The 16,901-nt window shown below is 67.5% G+C and carries 18 protein-coding genes and 1 pseudogene; 9 read left to right on the forward strand and 10 right to left on the reverse strand.

Annotated features, from left to right (window positions below):
* Window positions 1–359: 359 nt before the first annotated feature.
* Window positions 360–689 carry a non-histone chromosomal MC1 family protein gene (locus tag OQF71_RS09230; protein WP_280587225.1) on the reverse strand — a complete coding sequence of 110 codons (330 nt, stop codon included), beginning with the start codon at window positions 687–689 and terminating at the stop codon, window positions 360–362.
* 328 nt (window positions 690–1,017) lie between these two features.
* On the opposite strand from OQF71_RS09230, the gene OQF71_RS09235 reads away from it, so the two are divergent.
* Window positions 1,018–1,221 carry a hypothetical protein gene (locus tag OQF71_RS09235; protein ID WP_092564125.1) on the forward strand — a complete coding sequence of 68 codons (204 nt, stop codon included), beginning with the start codon at window positions 1,018–1,020 and terminating at the stop codon, window positions 1,219–1,221.
* 132 nt (window positions 1,222–1,353) lie between these two features.
* Window positions 1,354–2,409, forward strand: a complete 1,056-nt coding sequence (locus OQF71_RS09240; protein WP_280587245.1) for a quinone-dependent dihydroorotate dehydrogenase — start codon at window positions 1,354–1,356, stop codon at window positions 2,407–2,409.
* A gap of 29 nt (window positions 2,410–2,438) precedes the next feature.
* On the opposite strand, the gene OQF71_RS09245 is transcribed toward OQF71_RS09240, so the two are convergent.
* Window positions 2,439–5,126: a valine--tRNA ligase gene (locus OQF71_RS09245; RefSeq protein ID WP_280587228.1), complete on the reverse strand. Its 2,688-nt coding sequence runs from the start codon at window positions 5,124–5,126 to the stop codon at window positions 2,439–2,441.
* 83 nt (window positions 5,127–5,209) lie between these two features.
* Window positions 5,210–5,464: a hypothetical protein gene (locus tag OQF71_RS09250; RefSeq protein ID WP_280587229.1), complete on the reverse strand. Its 255-nt coding sequence runs from the start codon at window positions 5,462–5,464 to the stop codon at window positions 5,210–5,212.
* 525 nt (window positions 5,465–5,989) lie between these two features.
* On the opposite strand from OQF71_RS09250, the gene OQF71_RS09255 reads away from it, so the two are divergent.
* The gene (locus OQF71_RS09255) at window positions 5,990–6,232 is read left to right on the forward strand and encodes a ferredoxin (protein WP_280587232.1); all 243 of its coding nucleotides are present in this window, start codon (window positions 5,990–5,992) and stop codon (window positions 6,230–6,232) included.
* A gap of 419 nt (window positions 6,233–6,651) precedes the next feature.
* On the opposite strand, the gene hemB is transcribed toward OQF71_RS09255, so the two are convergent.
* The 3 genes from hemB to OQF71_RS09270 all read right to left on the reverse strand — a co-directional run bounded on the left by hemB (window position 6,652) and on the right by OQF71_RS09270 (window position 8,765).
* Complete coding sequence (gene hemB, locus OQF71_RS09260; protein WP_280587234.1) at window positions 6,652–7,632, reverse strand: porphobilinogen synthase; 981 nt, start codon at window positions 7,630–7,632, stop codon at window positions 6,652–6,654.
* A gap of 106 nt (window positions 7,633–7,738) precedes the next feature.
* Complete coding sequence (locus tag OQF71_RS09265) at window positions 7,739–7,903, reverse strand: DUF6757 family protein (RefSeq protein WP_280587235.1); 165 nt, start codon at window positions 7,901–7,903, stop codon at window positions 7,739–7,741.
* A gap of 25 nt (window positions 7,904–7,928) precedes the next feature.
* The gene (locus OQF71_RS09270) at window positions 7,929–8,765 is read right to left on the reverse strand and encodes a PHP domain-containing protein (protein ID WP_280587246.1); all 837 of its coding nucleotides are present in this window, start codon (window positions 8,763–8,765) and stop codon (window positions 7,929–7,931) included.
* A gap of 143 nt (window positions 8,766–8,908) precedes the next feature.
* Between OQF71_RS09270 and OQF71_RS09275 the strand changes: the two genes are divergently transcribed.
* On the forward strand, window positions 8,909–9,193 hold the full coding sequence (locus OQF71_RS09275) for a DUF2795 domain-containing protein (protein WP_280587237.1): 285 nt from the start codon (window positions 8,909–8,911) through the stop codon (window positions 9,191–9,193).
* Between the two features lie 131 nt (window positions 9,194–9,324).
* Here the strand turns inward: OQF71_RS09275 and OQF71_RS09280 are convergent, their stop codons facing one another.
* Window positions 9,325–10,371, reverse strand: a complete 1,047-nt coding sequence (locus OQF71_RS09280) for a DUF5784 family protein (protein ID WP_280587238.1) — start codon at window positions 10,369–10,371, stop codon at window positions 9,325–9,327.
* Between the two features lie 146 nt (window positions 10,372–10,517).
* Between OQF71_RS09280 and OQF71_RS09285 the strand changes: the two genes are divergently transcribed.
* Complete coding sequence (locus tag OQF71_RS09285; RefSeq protein WP_280587248.1) at window positions 10,518–10,685, forward strand: DUF5786 family protein; 168 nt, start codon at window positions 10,518–10,520, stop codon at window positions 10,683–10,685.
* Window positions 10,686–10,754: 69 nt separating this feature from the next.
* Here OQF71_RS09285 and OQF71_RS09290 read toward each other — a convergent pair whose 3' ends face one another.
* Window positions 10,755–11,423 (reverse strand): hypothetical protein, encoded by a 669-nt coding sequence (locus tag OQF71_RS09290; protein ID WP_280587239.1) that lies wholly within the window; start codon window positions 11,421–11,423, stop codon window positions 10,755–10,757.
* Window positions 11,420–12,370 (reverse strand): NAD(P)H-binding protein, encoded by a 951-nt coding sequence (locus OQF71_RS09295; RefSeq protein WP_280587240.1) that lies wholly within the window; start codon window positions 12,368–12,370, stop codon window positions 11,420–11,422. Before OQF71_RS09295 ends, OQF71_RS09290 begins: the two co-directional genes overlap by 4 nt.
* 139 nt (window positions 12,371–12,509) lie before the next feature.
* Between OQF71_RS09295 and OQF71_RS09300 the strand changes: the two genes are divergently transcribed.
* The 4 genes from OQF71_RS09300 (at window position 12,510) to OQF71_RS09315 (ending at window position 15,230) form a co-directional block, all read left to right on the forward strand.
* Window positions 12,510–13,430 carry an MBL fold metallo-hydrolase gene (locus OQF71_RS09300; protein ID WP_280587241.1) on the forward strand — a complete coding sequence of 307 codons (921 nt, stop codon included), beginning with the start codon at window positions 12,510–12,512 and terminating at the stop codon, window positions 13,428–13,430.
* 66 nt (window positions 13,431–13,496) lie between these two features.
* A complete protein-coding gene (locus OQF71_RS09305) occupies window positions 13,497–14,102 on the forward strand; it encodes a hypothetical protein (RefSeq protein ID WP_280587242.1) in 606 nt (201 codons plus the stop codon).
* 4 nt (window positions 14,103–14,106) lie between these two features.
* Complete coding sequence (locus OQF71_RS09310; RefSeq protein ID WP_280587243.1) at window positions 14,107–14,598, forward strand: hypothetical protein; 492 nt, start codon at window positions 14,107–14,109, stop codon at window positions 14,596–14,598.
* Window positions 14,595–15,230: a YigZ family protein gene (locus OQF71_RS09315; protein ID WP_280587244.1), complete on the forward strand. Its 636-nt coding sequence runs from the start codon at window positions 14,595–14,597 to the stop codon at window positions 15,228–15,230. Before OQF71_RS09310 ends, OQF71_RS09315 begins: the two co-directional genes overlap by 4 nt.
* Window positions 15,231–15,429: 199 nt before the next feature.
* On the opposite strand, the pseudogene OQF71_RS09320 reads toward OQF71_RS09315, so the two are convergent.
* Window positions 15,430–16,794, reverse strand: a pseudogene (locus OQF71_RS09320) (DNA-directed DNA polymerase II small subunit); the annotation flags it as partial.
* Window positions 16,795–16,901: the final 107 nt, after the last annotated feature.

The raw sequence follows: 16,901 nt of genomic DNA on the forward strand, positions 1-16,901 counted from the left end.
TTGCATGGTCTATGTGGTGTCCGAGTCAGCCAGCGACCTGGATGACACCGAACTACCACGGCTCACATCAGATTTCCTCTTACGCCGGAGCGCAGGGGGCGAAATCCTCATCTTCGCGGATCTGGTTGTTCCCTTCGAGGGGTCATAAACCCATCGAAGCGTTCCAGATCCAGCGAAACCGGGCCGAGTTGAACGGCCCGAGTTCGCGGATGCGTTCTTCGCATTAGTCACGATGCCCGGGTTGTATTTAACCCCGTCGAAGCATCGGCGCCACGTCATGCGGTTTCATGCCGTGGAACTGTGAACGAGCCCACAGCTAACGCGGCGGCGGTGACAAAAAAGATCGAACAGCCCGGCGGCTACTCCTCGTCGATGTACTCAATTCCCTGCTTCGAGACGTTGGCCTTCGTGATATCGTTGAGGTCGTTGAGCCAGAAGTCGTCGTCCGCCTCGTCGACTTCGGGGGCGCTGTCCTTCCACGCCCAGCCCTCGTACTCGTGAACCTTCTTGGTCCCTTTCTCGCGGAGCCGGAGCGTCGTTCTGTCTGCCTCCTCCTCGGACGGGGCCGGGTCGAGCGTTCGGGCCGCCTTGAGCGCGGCCTGTCGGGGCATATTTCCGGAGAACTCGCTCGGTTCCGATCCGTCTTCCTCTCGAAGGGCGAAATTTCGCTTACCGTCTTCACGTACCATGGTTTATGCTCCATGAGAACTCAGCACACAGCGTGTAATAAATATATCGGGGAAATGAAAGCTGATCGACGAAACGTTTAAATATTAACTCCGTCCCGGCTAGCGGTTTTACCCGCTCGCCGCAGAACGGTTCCGGTCAGTAGAACGACACGCGAAGGCGAAGTGACCGGCCGGTTCCTTCTGCGCGTACGAAATTCGAAAAGAACGGAACGCAGATCGAAAGCGCCGGATGGGAGCCTCCGAACAGCCCGAGAGGCCAGCGGGTTTCGGATACGGGTAAACAACACTTATGTGTCTGCTATGGCGAAATGCGACCAGTACAACCGCGATGGTCCGTAAAAAGAAGCTCAGCCCCAGTGGCGCCAAGGACGATGAGGGGGAGTACCACAACGTCCACGTGAATCTCCACGAGGACGAACTCGCCGTCGCCGGCATGGAAATCGGCGACGAGGTGTTCGTGCGGGTCCGAGACGGGAAGATCATTATCCAGAAGGCGGATTCCAACCCCGAGCAGCTCGAGCACGACTTCTGAACCCTCGGTCCGGGTCTCCCTCTGTTCCGTCGACTCACCTCGACCAGCGACCGGAGTACCGTCGCGTTCGGGACCCGATCAGCGTTTCCGTCGGTCGGCGGATTGATGAGCGCCCGTGACGATTTCGAGACGATGGACGCGTACGATCTGTTGAAGCCGGCGTTGTTCGGCCTGCCGGCAGAAACGGCACACAGAATGACACACCGGCTGTTGGGGACCGTACAGGGGACACCGGTGGAGACCGCGCTTCGCAACCGGTACGTCGTCGACGACTCGCGATTGCGGGTCGAGGCGTTCGGAAACGCGTTTCCGAATCCGGTTGGCGTGGCCGCGGGATTCGACAAGAACGCGGAGGTGTCGCGCGCGCTCGCGTCGCTCGGGTTCGGGCACGTCGAGGTCGGTGGCGTGACGGCCGAGCGACAGCCGGGGAACCCGCGACCGCGATTGTTCCGGCTCCGCGAGGACGAGGCACTGATCAATCGAATGGGGTTCAACAACGAGGGCGCGGACGCCGTCGGCGCCCGCCTCGACCGTGAGCCGCTGCCCGACGTACCGGTCGGAATCAACATCGGGAAGTCAAAGTCGACGCCCCTCCCCGACGCCCCCGACGACTACCTGTACACCTACGAGCGCGCCGCGGACGCCGGCGATTACTTCGTCGTGAACGTGTCGAGCCCGAACACGCCCGGGCTCCGCGAGCTACAGGACCGCGAGGCGCTAGAGGAGATACTCGGCAGCCTCGCCGACGCGGGCGCGGACCCCCTCCTCGTGAAGCTCTCGCCGGACCTCCCGGAACCGGCGGTCGAGGACGCTCTCGGCGTCGTCGACGATCTCGGTCTCGACGGCGTCATCGCGACCAACACCACGACCTCCCGCCCGGGGTCGCTGGAGAGTCCGAACCGCGCCGAGCGCGGCGGCCTCTCCGGAAAGCCGATCGAGGACCTCGCCACCGATCGGGTCCGCTTCGTCGCCGAACGTACCGACGTACCGGTGGTCGGCGTCGGCGGAATCACGGACGCGGCGGGCGCCTACGAGAAGATACGCGCGGGGGCCTCGCTCGTCCAACTGTATACGGGACTCGTGTACGAGGGGCCGGGGCTCGCACACGATATCAACGAGGGAGTCCTCGAACTGCTCGATCGGGACGGCTTCGATTCCGTCGGCGATGCGGTCGGCGCGGACCTGTAGCCGAGGGATGTCGTCGAGCGAACGTCGACCTACTCCTCGTTCCGGACGATAACGACGACGTCGTCGGCCTCCAGCAGCTTCCCGTCGCCCCGGTACTGTCGCTCTTCTTCGATCGAGAACTCGTCGCCGACGAGCGTGACGCCGGCAACGTGGAGCTCGTCGCCGTCGATCTCGTACGCTTCCTGTGCGATCGCGGCCTCGATGTCGCCGACTTGATTCCCGTACTTCGGGCCCACGGTCGCGTAGTCGAGGTCGATCCCGGTGATCACCGTCTCGACCGGTGCGTCCTCGTCGGGGTGGACCGCGAGGTCGGCGACGTGCATCACGCCCGTGATGTCGTCCTCGAAGCCGCGGACGTCCGCGTACACCTCGACGGCGTCGAGCTCCGCGTTCAGCGGGAGCTGGTTCTCGCTCTTGTACTTCCGAAGGACGCCGACGACCGCCGTGGCCGCCGCGCCGGCCTCGTGGTGCGCCTCCAAGCCGAGCGGCTCGGGCCAGTCGGCGAGGTGGATCGAGTCGCGCGCGCCGTCGGCGACGGGCGCGTCGACCGCGTCGGGGTCGCTCGCCCCGTCCGCGTACATGTCGTGCCAGAGCTCCTCCGTCACGTGCGCGAGCAGGGGCGCGAACAGCTTCAGGAACCGGCGGTGCACCGTCCGAAGGGTGTACGCCGCGGCGTCGTCCTCGCGCTGCTTGGCGATCTCGAGGTAGTCGTCGCAGAACGTGTTCCAGAAGAAGCTCCGGAGCTCGTCGCGGGCCTTCGAGAACGCGCGGTCCTCGAACAGCTCGGTGAGCCGCTCGACCCGGTCGTCGAGCTCGGCGAGCAGCCAGCGATCGAGCTGGCGAAGCTCCTCGTCGGCCGGCGCGTCCGGGTACGGCTCCGGCGCCAGCGACTCGACGAGCTTGGAGGCGTTCCACAGCTTCCGGATCAGCTTCTCGCCCGCGCGGAGGTCTTTCTCTTTGAAGGGAAAGTCGTCGCCGACGGCGGTGCCGGCTGCCCAGTAGCGCGTGGCGTCGACCGGGAACTCCGCCAGCACTTCCTCGGGCTCGACGACGTTGCCGACGGACTTGGACATCTTCTCCCGGTTCTCGTCGAGGACGTGGCCGTTGATCATCGTCTCCTCGAACGGGACCTCGCCGGTGTGCTCGTAGCACTTCACCAGCGTGTGGAACAGCCAGAAGCTGATGATGTCGTGGCCCTGCGGTCGGAGGTCGAACCGGTAGAGCTCCGGGTGCTCCATCGTGAACGCCTCGGCGTCCGCGTCCCAGTCCCAGCCGGCGTTGATCAGCGGCGTCAGGCTGGAGGTCGCCCACGTGTCGAGCACGTCGTCCTCCGGCTCGAACTCGTCGTGCCCGCACGCCGGGCAGGCGTCGACCGGCGGGTCGTCCGAGAGGGGGTCGACGGGGAGGTCGGCCTTCTCGGCGACGACGACCTCGCCGCAGTCCCCGCAGTACCACACCGGGAACGGGATGCCGGAGGAGCGCTGGCGGGAGATGAGCCAGTCCCACTGGAGCCCCTCGACCCAGTGTTCGTACCGGGTGAACATCTTCTCGGGCGACCACTCCATCTCCCGGCCGACATCGAGGTACTCGTCGGTCTTGTCGAGCATCTCGACGTACCACTGCTCGGTGACGAGGAACTCGACGCTCGTCCCGCAGCGCTCGTGGACGTTGACGGTGTGGCTGATGGGGCGGCGGTCCAGCAGCGCGCCCGCGTCGTCGAGGTCTTCGACGATGGCCTCGCCGGCCTCAGAGGAGTGTAACCCCTCGTACCCCTCGGCGACACCGGTCATGTGGCCGGACTCGTCGATGGCGACGCGGAGGTCCAGGTCGTGGACCTGGTACCACTCGATGTCGTTCTGGTCGCCGAACGTACAGCACATCACGATGCCGGAGCCGGTCTCCATGTCGACGCGCTCGTCTGCGATGATCGGCACCTCGTGGCCGAACAGCGGGACCTCGGCGGACTCGCCGACGAGACTCTGGTTCTCGTCGTCGTCGGGGTGAACGAAGACGGCGACGCAGGCCGGGAGCAGCTCCGGGCGCGTCGTCGAGATGACGAACTCCTCGGGGGCGTCGGCGTCGGTCCCGTCTTCAGCGCTTCCCGCGACCGGGAAGGCGATGTCGTGGAAGTGGCTGTCCTGTTCGTCGTCTTCGGTCTCGACCTGCGAGATGGCCGTCTCGCACTCGGGACACCAGATCGCGGGGGCCTTCTCGCGGTACTCCCGGCCCTGCTCGTACAGGTCGAGGAACGACAGCTGGGAGACGCGCTGAACGCGCGGCTCGATCGTCTGGTACGTGTGGTCCCAGTCGACGGAGACGCCGAGCGACTGGACGTTCTCGGTGAACTGCTCTTCGTACTGCGCGCAGACCTCTCGGCACTTCGCTTGGAACTCGCGACGTTCGAAGTCTTGGTGCCGGATGTCGAGCTCGTCCTCGGTGAGCCGTTCAGAGGCGATGCCGTTGTCGTCGTAGCCGAACGGGAAGAACGTCTCACCGCCGTTCATCCGCTCGAAGCGGGCGACGAAGTCCTGGAGGGTGAAGCCGTACAGGTGGCCCATGTGGAGGCTCCCCGATACCGTCGGCGGGGGCGTGTCGATGGAGAAGACGGTGTTCGGGTCGACCGGGTCGTCGTCGGGATAGGCGTACGTCTCCTCGTCGACCCATCGCCGCTGCCACCGCGGCTCGACGGTGTCGGGGTCGTACTCACCACTGGGCATTTCACGCTCACGTTCCCGCGGTTCCCCCTTAACGGCCTCGGTTGTGTGGGGAGCGCGCTACGCCGCGTCGCCCGCCTCGGGACTCACACCACGTCATCCAGGTCGTGCTCGGCGGCCATCTTCGACGCCTCCGCGGCGAACCGCTCGACCTCGTCGGCCGGGCTCTCGCCCAGCGCGGTCTCCTCGACCTCCCGGCCGGCGGTGATCCCGTCGCCCGTGACGAGCCGCTGTTCGGCCAGCTCCTTCGTGTGCGTCCGCTCGCCGTCCTCGGTGGCGTAGGTGAGTCGCACGAGCCCCTTCGAGTCGAACTGCCGGTCGACGAGCCAGACCGTGGTCATACGCGGCGATGGGTTCCTGCGAGGCTTAAAAAGGACGGTTGGGATGCAGAGGAGCACTTGACTACGATCGGTCCCGTCGATTGGGGTTGGCGCGCGCGCCTCCGAGCGGTCGTCTCTGACGACCGCGAGGAGCACCGTGCGAGGGAGTCGGCCACTCGGAGCGAAGCGGAGAGTGGCCGACGAGGCTGGGGAGGTGTGAGGCTGCGGTTGCCGTGCGGGGTGGGACTCGAAGGGGCAGCCGGAAGAACGGCGCAGGCGATGTAAGCACCGCAACGAGGGAGTGCCAGCGACCGAGTGAGGCGCGCAGCGAGCGTGCGCCGTTCTTCCGGCTGGGGCTTTGCAGGTCGTCATCGTCGATCCGTCAGCAACGATTTATAAACATGCGGATGGGGTTTGGAGAGAGACAGGTTCGAGGCGGCATCCCGTCAGTGATCGCATCGATCGGCAACCGACCAGTCATCTGGTTCAGTCGATCCTTCATAAGCCGTCGCCAGCGCTTTGTACCGCCTCGCCGAACCGGGAGGCATGCGCGTGAAGTTCGACCGCGACACCTGCGTCGGGATGTACCAGTGCGTCGCCGAGTGGGACGCCTTCGAGAAGAACCTGAACGACGGGAAGGCCGACCTTCAGGGGAGCGAAGAGGAAGAGGAGGACGTGTTCGTGGTCGAGGTGCCCGACGGCGAGGAGTTCGACGCGAAGTTCGCGGCCCGGGTCTGCCCGGTCGACGCCATCGAGGTGTACGACGACGACGGCGAACAGGTGGTCTAACAGGACTCGGCGGTGACTGGCTCTAAAAATCCAGCCGCTCGCTTATAAACGATTGACGCCGGATCGACGGCGAACACCTCCAAAGCCCCAGTCGCTCGGTTGTACGTGTCCAGCTACTCCACGGTGAACTCCTCCAAAGCCCCAGTCGGGAGGGCTCGCGCACCTCGTTGCGCTCCTCACTCGGTCGCTGTCGCTCCCTCGCTGCGGTGCTTACGTCGGTGTGCTTCGCCCTCCCGACTGCCCTTTTGAGTCCCACCCCGCACCGCACAGCACCAGCCTCACGCCTCCCCAGCCTCGCGGTTCGCGCTCTCCGAGCGCTCACCGCGTCCCTCGCACGCGCTCCTCGCGCCCTTCGGGCGCTCGGAGGCGCGCGCCGAGCTGGATGGATAAGGAGACCATCTGTCTCCGCCCGCTCTCACTTATAAGCGCTCTGCCAGATCCTCGGCGAAGTAGGTGATGATCAGGTCCGCGCCCGCGCGCTTGAGCGACAGCAGCGACTCGTGAGCCGTTTCTTCCAGGTCGAGCCACCCCTTCTCCGCGGCCGCGTGCAGCATCGCGTACTCGCCGGAGACGTTGTACGCGGCGACCGGGTGATCGAACTCCGCGCGGACGTCTGCGACGACGTCGAGGTAGGGCAGCCCGGGTTTCACCATCAGCACGTCGGCGCCTTCCTCGGCGTCGATCTGTGCCTCGCGGAGCGCCTCGCGGCGGTTCGCGGGGTCCATCTGGTAGTGGCGTCGGTCGCCGAACGCCGGCGCGCCGTCGGCCGCGTCGCGGAAGGGGCCGTAGAACGCCGACTCGTACTTGACGGCGTAGCTCATGATCGCCACCGCCTCGTGGCCCGCCGCGTCGAGCGCCTCGCGGATCGCCCGCACCTGCCCGTCCGTCATCGCGGAGGGGGCGACCATGTCCGCGCCCGCGTCGGCCTGCGAGACGGCGGTCTCCGCGAGCAGGTCGAGCGTCTCGTCGTTCGTCACGGTGAGCGTCGGGTCCGACTCGGCGGACTCCTCGAGCACGCCGCAGTGGCCGTGGTCGGTGTACTCGCAGAGGCAGACGTCGCCGATCACGTACGCGTCGGTCTCGGCGGTAACGCGGCGGATCGCGCGCTGAACGACGGCGTCCTCGGCGTACGCCCGGGTCCCCTCGGGGTCCTTCGACTCCGGGATCCCGAAGAGGATCACGGCCTCGACGCCGGTCTCACGGATCTCCTCGACGCGGTCGACCGCTTGGCTCACGGGGACGCGCTCGTGACCCGGCATCGTCTCGATCGGGACGCGTTCGTCGGTCGTCGCGTCGACGAAGACGGGCGCGACGAGGTCAGACGCCGACAGCGACGTCTCGCTGACGAGCGGGCGGACGCCGTCGGTCCGAAGCCGGCGGGGCCGATCGGTGGGGTGCATACCGGAGCGTTGGCTCCGGGCGGTCTTTTATGATCCGTCCGCGGCGAGCGGACGGCGGCTCGGGAACGACGTGCGCAAAGGACGCGAGGTCAGGGGAGAAGGGGAGCTACTCCGATGACTCCACGTCGATCTGGTCGCGAAGCGACGCGAGGTCGTCCGACTCCGCGAGCTCCTCGACGCGTTGCTTGAAGTGCTCCTCGCAGAGGCCGACGACCACGCCGCTCTGCTCGGCCTCGTACGTGGCCTCCCGATCGCAGTAGTGACACCGCATGGTCCCTACTCTGTCGGCGTCGGGCTTAATCCTGTTCGTCGATCGGGGAGGACTCGGTCTCCCGCGCGGCCGGGTCGGGAAGCCGGCCGCGAACGGGCTCGAACGCCTCCGCGGTCAGCCCCGCCTCGGCGAGCGTACGCTCGTGCGCGTCGCTACCGCCCGTCAGGAGGAGGTCGCTTTCGGCGGCGACCCGCTCGACGCGGCCGTCGTCGACCGGGCGGCCGTACGGGTAGAACCGCTCCACCGCGTCCAACTCGCGGGCGACGTCGAGCGCGGCGTCGACATCGTCGTACCGGAACGGGTGCGCGAGGCCGACGAGCGCGCACGCGTCCGCGAGGAGTTCGATCCCCCGCTCCAGTTCCGTCACGTCGCGGGCGACGTAGCAGGGGCCGTCGCTCCCGATCAGCTCGTCGAAGGCGCCCGCGTAGTCGTACGGCGCCTCCGATTCCTCGATCGCGCGGGCGATGTGCGGCCGCCCGAGGCCGGGACGGGGCTCGACGCCGAGGTCGACGCCGAGCCGCTCCTCCACCGCGTCGAGGATCGCCGCGCCGCGCCGCTGCCGGTCCGCCTGGAGCCGCTCGATCTCGGCGTCGAGCGCCGGGGTGCGGTCGACCGCGTACCCGAGCAGGTCGAGCCGCTCGAAGCCGGCGTCGACGCGTAGTTCGATCCCCCGGACGATCCGGACCCCCTCGCGCTCGACGACGGGAGCGTCGAGGTCGGGATGGACCCGGTCGTGATCGGTGACGGCGACCCAGTCGAGCCCCGCGTCGGCGGCGGTCACGGCGAGCTCCGCGGCCGTCATGGTACCGTCCGAGACGGTCGTGTGCGCGTGGAGGTCGGCGACGATCCGGTCCGTGTGCATGCCCACGTTCGGCGACCCCCGTACTAAGCGCCGACGGTAGTCCCGTGTGAACATGCACCAATATAAGGAAATATAAGTAGATATCTCCGACTAAGGTTGTGCATGGACAATCATTAAGAACCTCCGGCGCTTTCCATCTGTTGATGCGCTTGAACGGCGTCGACGACCGACTCGAACGGCACCAATATCCGACGACCTCGGAAGAACTGATCGCGGCCCACGGGAACGCGACCGTAGAGCTCGCGGAGGGATCCGAGCGTCTCGGCGACGTGTTGGAGCGGTTCGGAGAACAGACGTTCGCCGACGCGGAGGACGTGTTCACCACTCTCCGCGCGGGCGTCTGTCACCGCGGAGTCGGTCGGCGGTTCTACTCGGACCGCGACCCGACGACCGACGCCGAGGACGGGCCCTCGCCGGTCTCGTTCTGAGCGGAACCGCGGCCCGACCGGTTTTTTTGAAAACGAAACGAACCGCCAGCGACGCTTCGGCCCTCGGATTCGCGTCGCCGCCGTCGCTCGCGTGTCCCCCGGCCCGAAGGCACGCACGGTGGCGGCGAGACCTACACCCAGTCGATCGCGGGAGACAGGTCGATCGGAACCGATCCCTTTCGATATCCCTCTACCGTCCCGTCCGGACGCGCGCGGAGGACGACCGCCGGGCGGTGCCGGACTCCCGGCTTGGCGTCCCGGACCGCGGCCCAGTCGTCCGCGGGAAACGAGGTGCAGTCCACGAGCAGGGTCACGCCACCGCCGTGGGCTTCCAGCTGGCCGCTCGTCTTCGTCTCCGCGGTGTCGCGGACCGCCGCGACGGGGCCGTTCGCGGACCGGTTCGAGGCCGGCTGCGGGCGGGTCACCTCGACGAGGGACGCCCGACCGGTGTCCGGGTCCGTCGCACGGAAGTCGAGCGAGTGCCCGGTCGTCACCTCGATCTCCGGGGTCACGTCGTAGCCGGAGTCGGTGAGGATCCGCGCCGCGGTGAACTCCGCGATCGCCGCGCTCATCCGCACGAGGTCGAGCGACGCCGAGGTCCCGAGCTTACCCGCCATCGTCGCCCGGTAGTCGTCGAGCGTCCCCGTCCGGAGCGTCTCCTCGACGAATCCCGTCCCCCCCTCACGGGTCGCGTCCGGGAACCCGGCCGCGTGGTCGCGGAAGAACGCCCGCGTCGTCTCCGCGCCGTCCTTCGAGCAGAACACGGGGAGGAAGTACCACGAGACGTGCGGGTACGCCGCGAGCCACGGCTCGTCGTCGTGGAGCGCGGCGAGCAGCTCCCGCTGGACCCACCGAGACACCGGGTACGGTACCTCGTCGAAGCCGTACTTCTCCGTGCGCCACAGCTCGCTCGGCGTCTCCGTGTTGCCGATCCAGTATCCGGTCGCTCCGCCGCTCGCTCCCGCGGGCGGGTCGGCGTCGTCGTCGGTCCAGCCGAACAGGGCGAACGAGCCGTCGTCCATGTCGAACCGCCGCGCCTCGTACCCCGGCGGCGGACTGAACCACGGCTCGCCCGCGGCCGCCCCGAGGTTGTCGTCGAGCGGCCGTTCGAGCTGCGAGCGGACGCGGCCGACGCTCCACCGGCCGGGAGCGCGTCTGAATCGGAGCGGTTGTGCCACGGCGGTGTTACCGGGCGCCGGGTCTAATCGGTTCCGGTGGCCCGATCGAGGCGCCCCCGGCCGCGTCGCCCGCTTCGTTTCGACGAACGGACGGTTCACCGACACATATATGACCGATTGTTTCCAAGTGAGGTTGTACCATGTCAATGGGTGCCTATGACGAGGCCGAACACGAGCGTCGCGAGCGGAAGACCAGCGAAGTCAACGCCGATTTCGACGCGGAGCGGCCGGAGTACTCCGGATCGCTCACGTACGACTCCGGCGACTCCGCGGAGGCACTCCTCGACAAGTTCCAAGAGCTACAGAGCGAGTGAGACGGCGACTCGGACCGCGTTTCTGCGGATTCGTCGACTTCCGCCCGAACCGCTGATCGGTGAGTCCGATCAGGTCAACGCGATCGCGGCCGAGCAGACGATCGCGACCGCGAGAACGTGACCGACGACGGCGCCGAGCAGGATCGGTTCCTCGATCAGGAACGGGACGAGCACCAGCTGGAGCGCCGAGAACCCGATGTTCTCCGCGTCGAGGCGCCTGACGCTGGCCGCCTCGCTCGGACCGAGCTCGACGTTCACCGCCCGCCAGAGCGCGACGACCGCGCTCCACCACGAGGTGCCGATCCGGTAGGTGAGGTCCCAGAGGATCAACAGGGTCAGGTAGACCACCGGGATCGGCGGATCGGGACCGAACAGACGCTCGAGCAGCGTCCCGTCCCACGCTATCATGTACGTCAGCAGCGCGATGAACGCGAGCACGCCGAGGACGATCTCGATGCTCGACCCGAACAGGAGCCGCTTGTGCTCCGGGGGCGTCGACAGCCGGCGGTTCGCGGCGCCGAGCCGGTGCATCTCGACGCTGCCGATCGCCGCGACGAGGACGGCGACGGTCCCGGCGACGACCGCGTCCCACAGCCCGTAGTACCAGCCGAGCGCGGCGACGCCGAGCTGAAACAGCAGAAACTGGATCGCGACCGCGAGCGTGCGAGAGATCCCCAACCCTGGAATGCCCCCGACGAGGCTCTCGTACACCCACGTCTCGCCGTAGTTCCGGCTCACAGCTCGACCTCTATCTCGGTCGGCGGAATCTCGTCGGTCAGGTTGTCGCGGTGGGGGCGGTCGATCGCTCTCGCGACGGCGACGTCGAAGGGCGTCTGTTCGATCGGGACGAGATCGCGCAGCCGGTCGTCCTCGACGATCACGGTGTTGCGGAGTCCCTCCACGAGCGAGCGGGCGAGATAGGGGTTCACGTCGGTCACCAGTCGGAGCCACTTCGCCGACAGCTCGGGACTCAACACCGGCACCCGAATGATCCACAGCCTGTGCCCGAGCTGACGGCGGGTCTGGCGGAGGATCTCGGCGTATGTCATGACGTTCGGCCCGCCGATCTCGAACGTGTCGTCGCGCGTTTCCGGAACTTCGAGGACACCGGCGAGGTACCCGACGACGTCGTCGATCGCGATCGGCTGGCAGAGCGTGTCGACCCACTTCGGCGTCGTCATTACCGGTAGCCGACTCGCGAGCCCGTGAATCACCTCGAAGCTCGCGCTTCCGGCGCCGATGATGATCGCCGCCCGCAGCGTGGTCAGCGCGGGATCGCCCGTCGCGAGGATCCGCTCGACCTCGCGGCGAGAACGGAGGTGTTCGGAGAGCTCTTCGCGGTCCTCTCCGAGGCCGCCGAGGTAGATCACCCGGTCGACGCCGACGTTCGACGCGGCCTCGACGAAGTTGGTCGCGCAGTTTCGATCCCGTTCCTCGTAGCCGGGGCCGCCGTCCATCGAGTGGACGAGGTAGTAGGCGGCGTCGACCGGGTCGCCGTCGACCTCGAACGCTGGCGGGAGCGTCTCTTGCTCCAAGAGGTCGCCCTCGACGACGTGGACCCCAGCCGGAGGAGTGTAGCCGTCGGCGTCGCGAACGAGAGCGACGACCTCGTGACCGCGGTCGAGGAGCGTCGGGACGAGCCGGCTGCCGACGAATCCAGTGGCGCCGGTGACGAGCACGCGCATACAGATCCCTCGTGTGGAACGACCATAAGCACCCGCCACGGACCGCTCGGTCCGGCTTCGAACGCCGGGACGCGGCCTCCTCGAAGGACGGATCGGCGAGACCGATCGTTAAAAGAAGCCGCGCGGCGCTCGTTGAGGTATGCACGCAGGCGAGTTCGAGCCGGTCCGCGGGGTATCAGACCTGTACGTCCACGACACCGGGATGTTCGACACCGACGAGTACGGGGCCGTGTACGTGTACGACGCCGAGCGTCCCGTCGTGATCGACGCCGGGACCGGCGCGAATCGGGACGCGCTGTTCGAGACGATCGAGGCGATCGGGATCGGACGCGAGGAGCTGGCGTGGATCCTGCCGACCCACGCTCACCTCGATCACGCGGGCGGCGCGGGCCACCTCGCCGAGCGCTACCGGAACGCCGAGGTCCTCGTACCCGAGAAGGGAGTGCGACACCTCGTCGATCCGGAGGCGCTCGTCGCCGGGACGAAATCCGCGGTGCAAGAGCAGTGGGAGTACTACGACGAGCCCGAACCGATTCCGGAGGATCGGATATCCGGGCTCTCAGAGGGAGACCGGATCGACCTCGGCGACCGCGAGCTGGTCGTGTACGAGGCGCCGGGTCACGCGCCCCACCACGCGATCTACCACGACCCCGACGCCGACGTCGTCTTCGCGGCCGACGCGGCCGGGATATATATCCCCGCGGTCGACGAGGTCGAGCCGACGACGCCGCCGCCGCAGTTCGACCTCGACCAGTGTCTCGCCGACGTTCGGACGGTCGAGGAGCTCGACCCCGACTACCTCTGTTTCGGTCACTTCGGCCCCCGAGAGTACGAGTCGGAGCTGGCCGGCGAAATTAAGCGCGCGTACGTGGAGTGGGTGGAAGCGATCCGGGAGAAGCGCGAGGAGCTCGGCGACGACGACGCGGTTATCGAGCACTTCGAGGCCGCGAGCCGAGACGCCGAGTTCTGGAATCCGGAGCGCGCCCGCGCCAACACGAGCCTGAACGTTCGGGGCGTCCTCACGTACCTCGACCACGTCGCGGACCGGAACGGAGAGTGAGGCCGTCCGTTCGTCGCTCCCGACGAAAACCTCCTAAACCCCGCGTCGCCTAAGCCTCGGTAATCGATGGGTATCTTCGACACGATCCGCGCCGTGCTCGGGACGAGCGCCGAGACGGACGCGACCCGCGAGGCCGACCCCGAGGACCTCTTCGGGATGTCGACCGCGTACATGACGATGGAGGCCGACCTCGGCTACGACCACTGCGGAGAGGCCGCGCTGTGTTTCTCCGGCGTGGACAGCACTCGGTTCGACGACGCCGTCGAAACGGTCGAGGCCATTCTTGAAGCCGGCGAGATCGAGACCGGCACGGGGTTCCACCGCCACGAGGACGACCACGGCTACCACTGGTTCGTCCTCGAGGACGACGACCCGGAGGACCTGGTGACGAGCGTCCACTTCGCGGCCGACCAGTTCATCGAGGAGGGGTTCGGCTCCCGGCTTCTCGCGGCCGTCTTCGGCTTCGAGCGCGGGGACACCGACGCCTACTGGATCTACTCGTTCCGCCGCGGCGCGTACTATCCGTTCTCGCCGAAGGGGACGAGCGACCGGAACCAGCAGGTCGAGTTCAAGCTCCAGTCCGTCCTCGACGGGGAGCTCGGCCTCGAAGACGACGAGTCGTACTGGTACCCGCTGTGGCCGGACGCGCCCGGGAAGCGCCCGTGGGAGTAAGTCGATGAGCGAATCGAGCGCCGAGGCGCGCGACGGCCGCGACGCCACGACGAAGCGAGTGACTCGGGCGATCGCGATCCAAGCCGCGGCGGTGAGCGGCGCCGTCCACCTGCTGTGGGCGTGGCCGCGGCTGGGTGACCCGAGCGATCCGCGCCCCTACGTGTTCCTGCTCGGCGGGGCGTTCGCGGTCGGCGTCGCCGTCGCGACCCTACGGGCGCCCGAGTACCGGCGCCTATACGCCCTCGGCGCCGGCACTCTCGCGGGGTTCCTCCTCGGCTACGTCGGCTGGTACGGCGCCGCGGCCGCGTCGGCGCTCGCGACTGACCCCTTGGCGATCGTCGCGAAGGCGGCAGAGGTCGTCGGCGTCGCCGCGTTCCTCGCGCTCTACCGGCTCGCGCCGCCGACGAGCGTCGTGCTCGAACGGAGGAATGAGACCAAGAGTGCCGAGAAAACGGGAGACAACGAAGATCCCACAAGCGGACGGTCCGACTCATGAGCGACGGCGCGTACCTGACGGTCACCGAGCCCGCGACGGCGACGTTCGAGATCCGTGGTTCGGAGTTCCTCGGACACGTCGTCCCGGTGGACACGGTCGACGAGGCCGAGGCGTTCGTCGAGCGCGTCAGGGGCGAGTACGACGATGCGACCCACAACGTGCCGGCGTACCGGGTGCCGGCCGGCGCGGCGTCCGAGCGGACCCCCGGGAGCGGCCCCATGATCCGGGAGTACTCCTCCGACGACGGCGAGCCCTCCGGCTCGGCCGGGAAGCCGGCGCTCAACGTCCTTCAACAGCGCGATATTCGGAACGTCGTCGCGGTGGTGACCCGATACTACGGCGGGACGAATCTCGGCGTCGGCGGACTCGCGCGCGCTTACTCGCGGGCGGTGAAAGAGGGAATCGACGAGGCGGGCGTGGTCGAGGAACGGCCGCACCGGCGGCTGCTCGTCGAGACCGCGTACGACGACTCGGGTACTGTCCGAGGCGTAATCGAGTCCTCGGGAGTCTCGTTCGACGCCGATTACGACGGGCGCGTGCGATTCGATCTTCGAGTACCGGTGGCCGAGACCGAGGAATTGGTCGAACGACTCAACAGCGCGACGAGTGGCCGGGTCGAGATCGACCGGTAGCCGGAGGGCCACTCCGATAGCGAACAGGCGACTGATTCGGAAAAGACGGCATTCCGCGGCGGTGCGTCGCGCTCCCGCCTAGTACGCCGCGGGCGACGGTCACATCACGGCGAGAGTGGATTCGGTATCCGATTTCAACTGTCGGTCGAGATCGGACTGAACGGCGGATCGACGGATCGGCGAACCGACGGACCGACGGTTACGCGAACTTCCGGACGGTCATCTCCAGCGTGTCGAGGTCGAGGATCGGCGCGTACCCCGCGTCGGGGTCGATGTTGACGGACTTCTGGAAGTCGGTCTGGGCCTGCCAGCAGCCGGAGTTGACCGCGAGGACGTTGTGGTACTTCCCCCACCCGAGCTTGTGAACGTGGCCGGTGTGGAACACGTCCGGGACGTTCTCGATGACGAGGTAATCGCGTTCCTCCGGGGCGACGCGGGTGTGCCCGCCGAACTGGGGAGCGACGTGACGCTTTTTCAACAGCTGGTACATCGCCTTGTGGGGTTCGTCGTAGCTCGCCTTCTCCTCGGGGAGTTCCGCGATCACCTCGTCGAGCGAGACGCCGTGGTACATCAGCACCTCGACGCCCTCGACCGAGACGGTCGCGGGGTTCGAGACGATCTGTGCGTCGTGGACGTCCATGATGGAGCGGATCTCGTCGTTGAATCCGGGCTGGGGCTCTGCGAGCCGGACCGCGTCGTGGTTGCCCGGGATCATCACGATCTCGGTGTCGGCCGGGACTTCCTTGAGGTACTCCGCAAACGCCTCGTACTGGTCGTAGATGTCGACGATCTCCAGCTCCTCGTCCTGGTCGGGGTAGACGCCGACCCCCTCGACCATGTCGCCGGCGAGCAGGATGTACTCGACCGGCTCGGCCTCGGGGGTGTGGAGCCAGTCGGTGAAGCTGCTCCACGCGTCCGCCATGAACTCGTCGCTGCCGACGTGGACGTCGGAGATCAGCGCGGCCTGCACATGGCGGTCGGCTCCGCCGGTCCGGTGCGTTCGCGGAACGTCCGGGAAGTGCAGCGAGTCGGCGAAGAGGATTCCGGAGTCGTCCGCGAGGGTCCCCTCGACGGCGACGCACTCGTCCATCAAGATCTCGTCGACGACGTCGGCGAGCCCCTTGTCTTTCATCACCAGCGCCGGGAACGTGCCGGTGGTGTCCTCCAGTTCGACGAGCCAGTGGCCGGACTTCGTCGAGCGGACGTCGTTGACCAGCCCGATCATCGCGGCGTCGCTGCCGCCGGGCATGTCCGCGATCGCCTCCGCGGGGCGGTGGTTAACGCGACCGCGGAGCACCTTGGAGAGCCGCTCGTAACGGTCGCGGAACGTCCGAACGAAGTCGGCGTACTCGCCGGTCCCGGTGCTCCGTCCGGTCATGTCGTTGCCGACCTCGAGCTCTCGGCGATCGGGGTCGCGATCGCGGCTTCCGGCGTTTTCGGCGCCGGCGGTGGACCCGTGGTCGCTACCGGGGCCCGCGGCGACGCCGTCCGATCCTTCGCGGGTCGAGTCGGCACGGACGGCACCCCGGGACCCCTTCGTTTCGACTGGAGATCGGCCCGTATCAGGGGCTGTGTCGACGTTCGAAGCGGTCGAGGTTCCAGAGTCGCGGTCGGGGCGGGTGGCGGGTCGGATTGAGTGGCGGGGTCCGAAGAAGTGCCGGGGTCCGTAGA

Origin of the sequence: Halorubrum sp. Boch-26 (assembly GCF_029889805.1) — an archaeon.
Taxonomy (GTDB): Archaea; Halobacteriota; Halobacteria; order Halobacteriales; family Haloferacaceae; genus Halorubrum.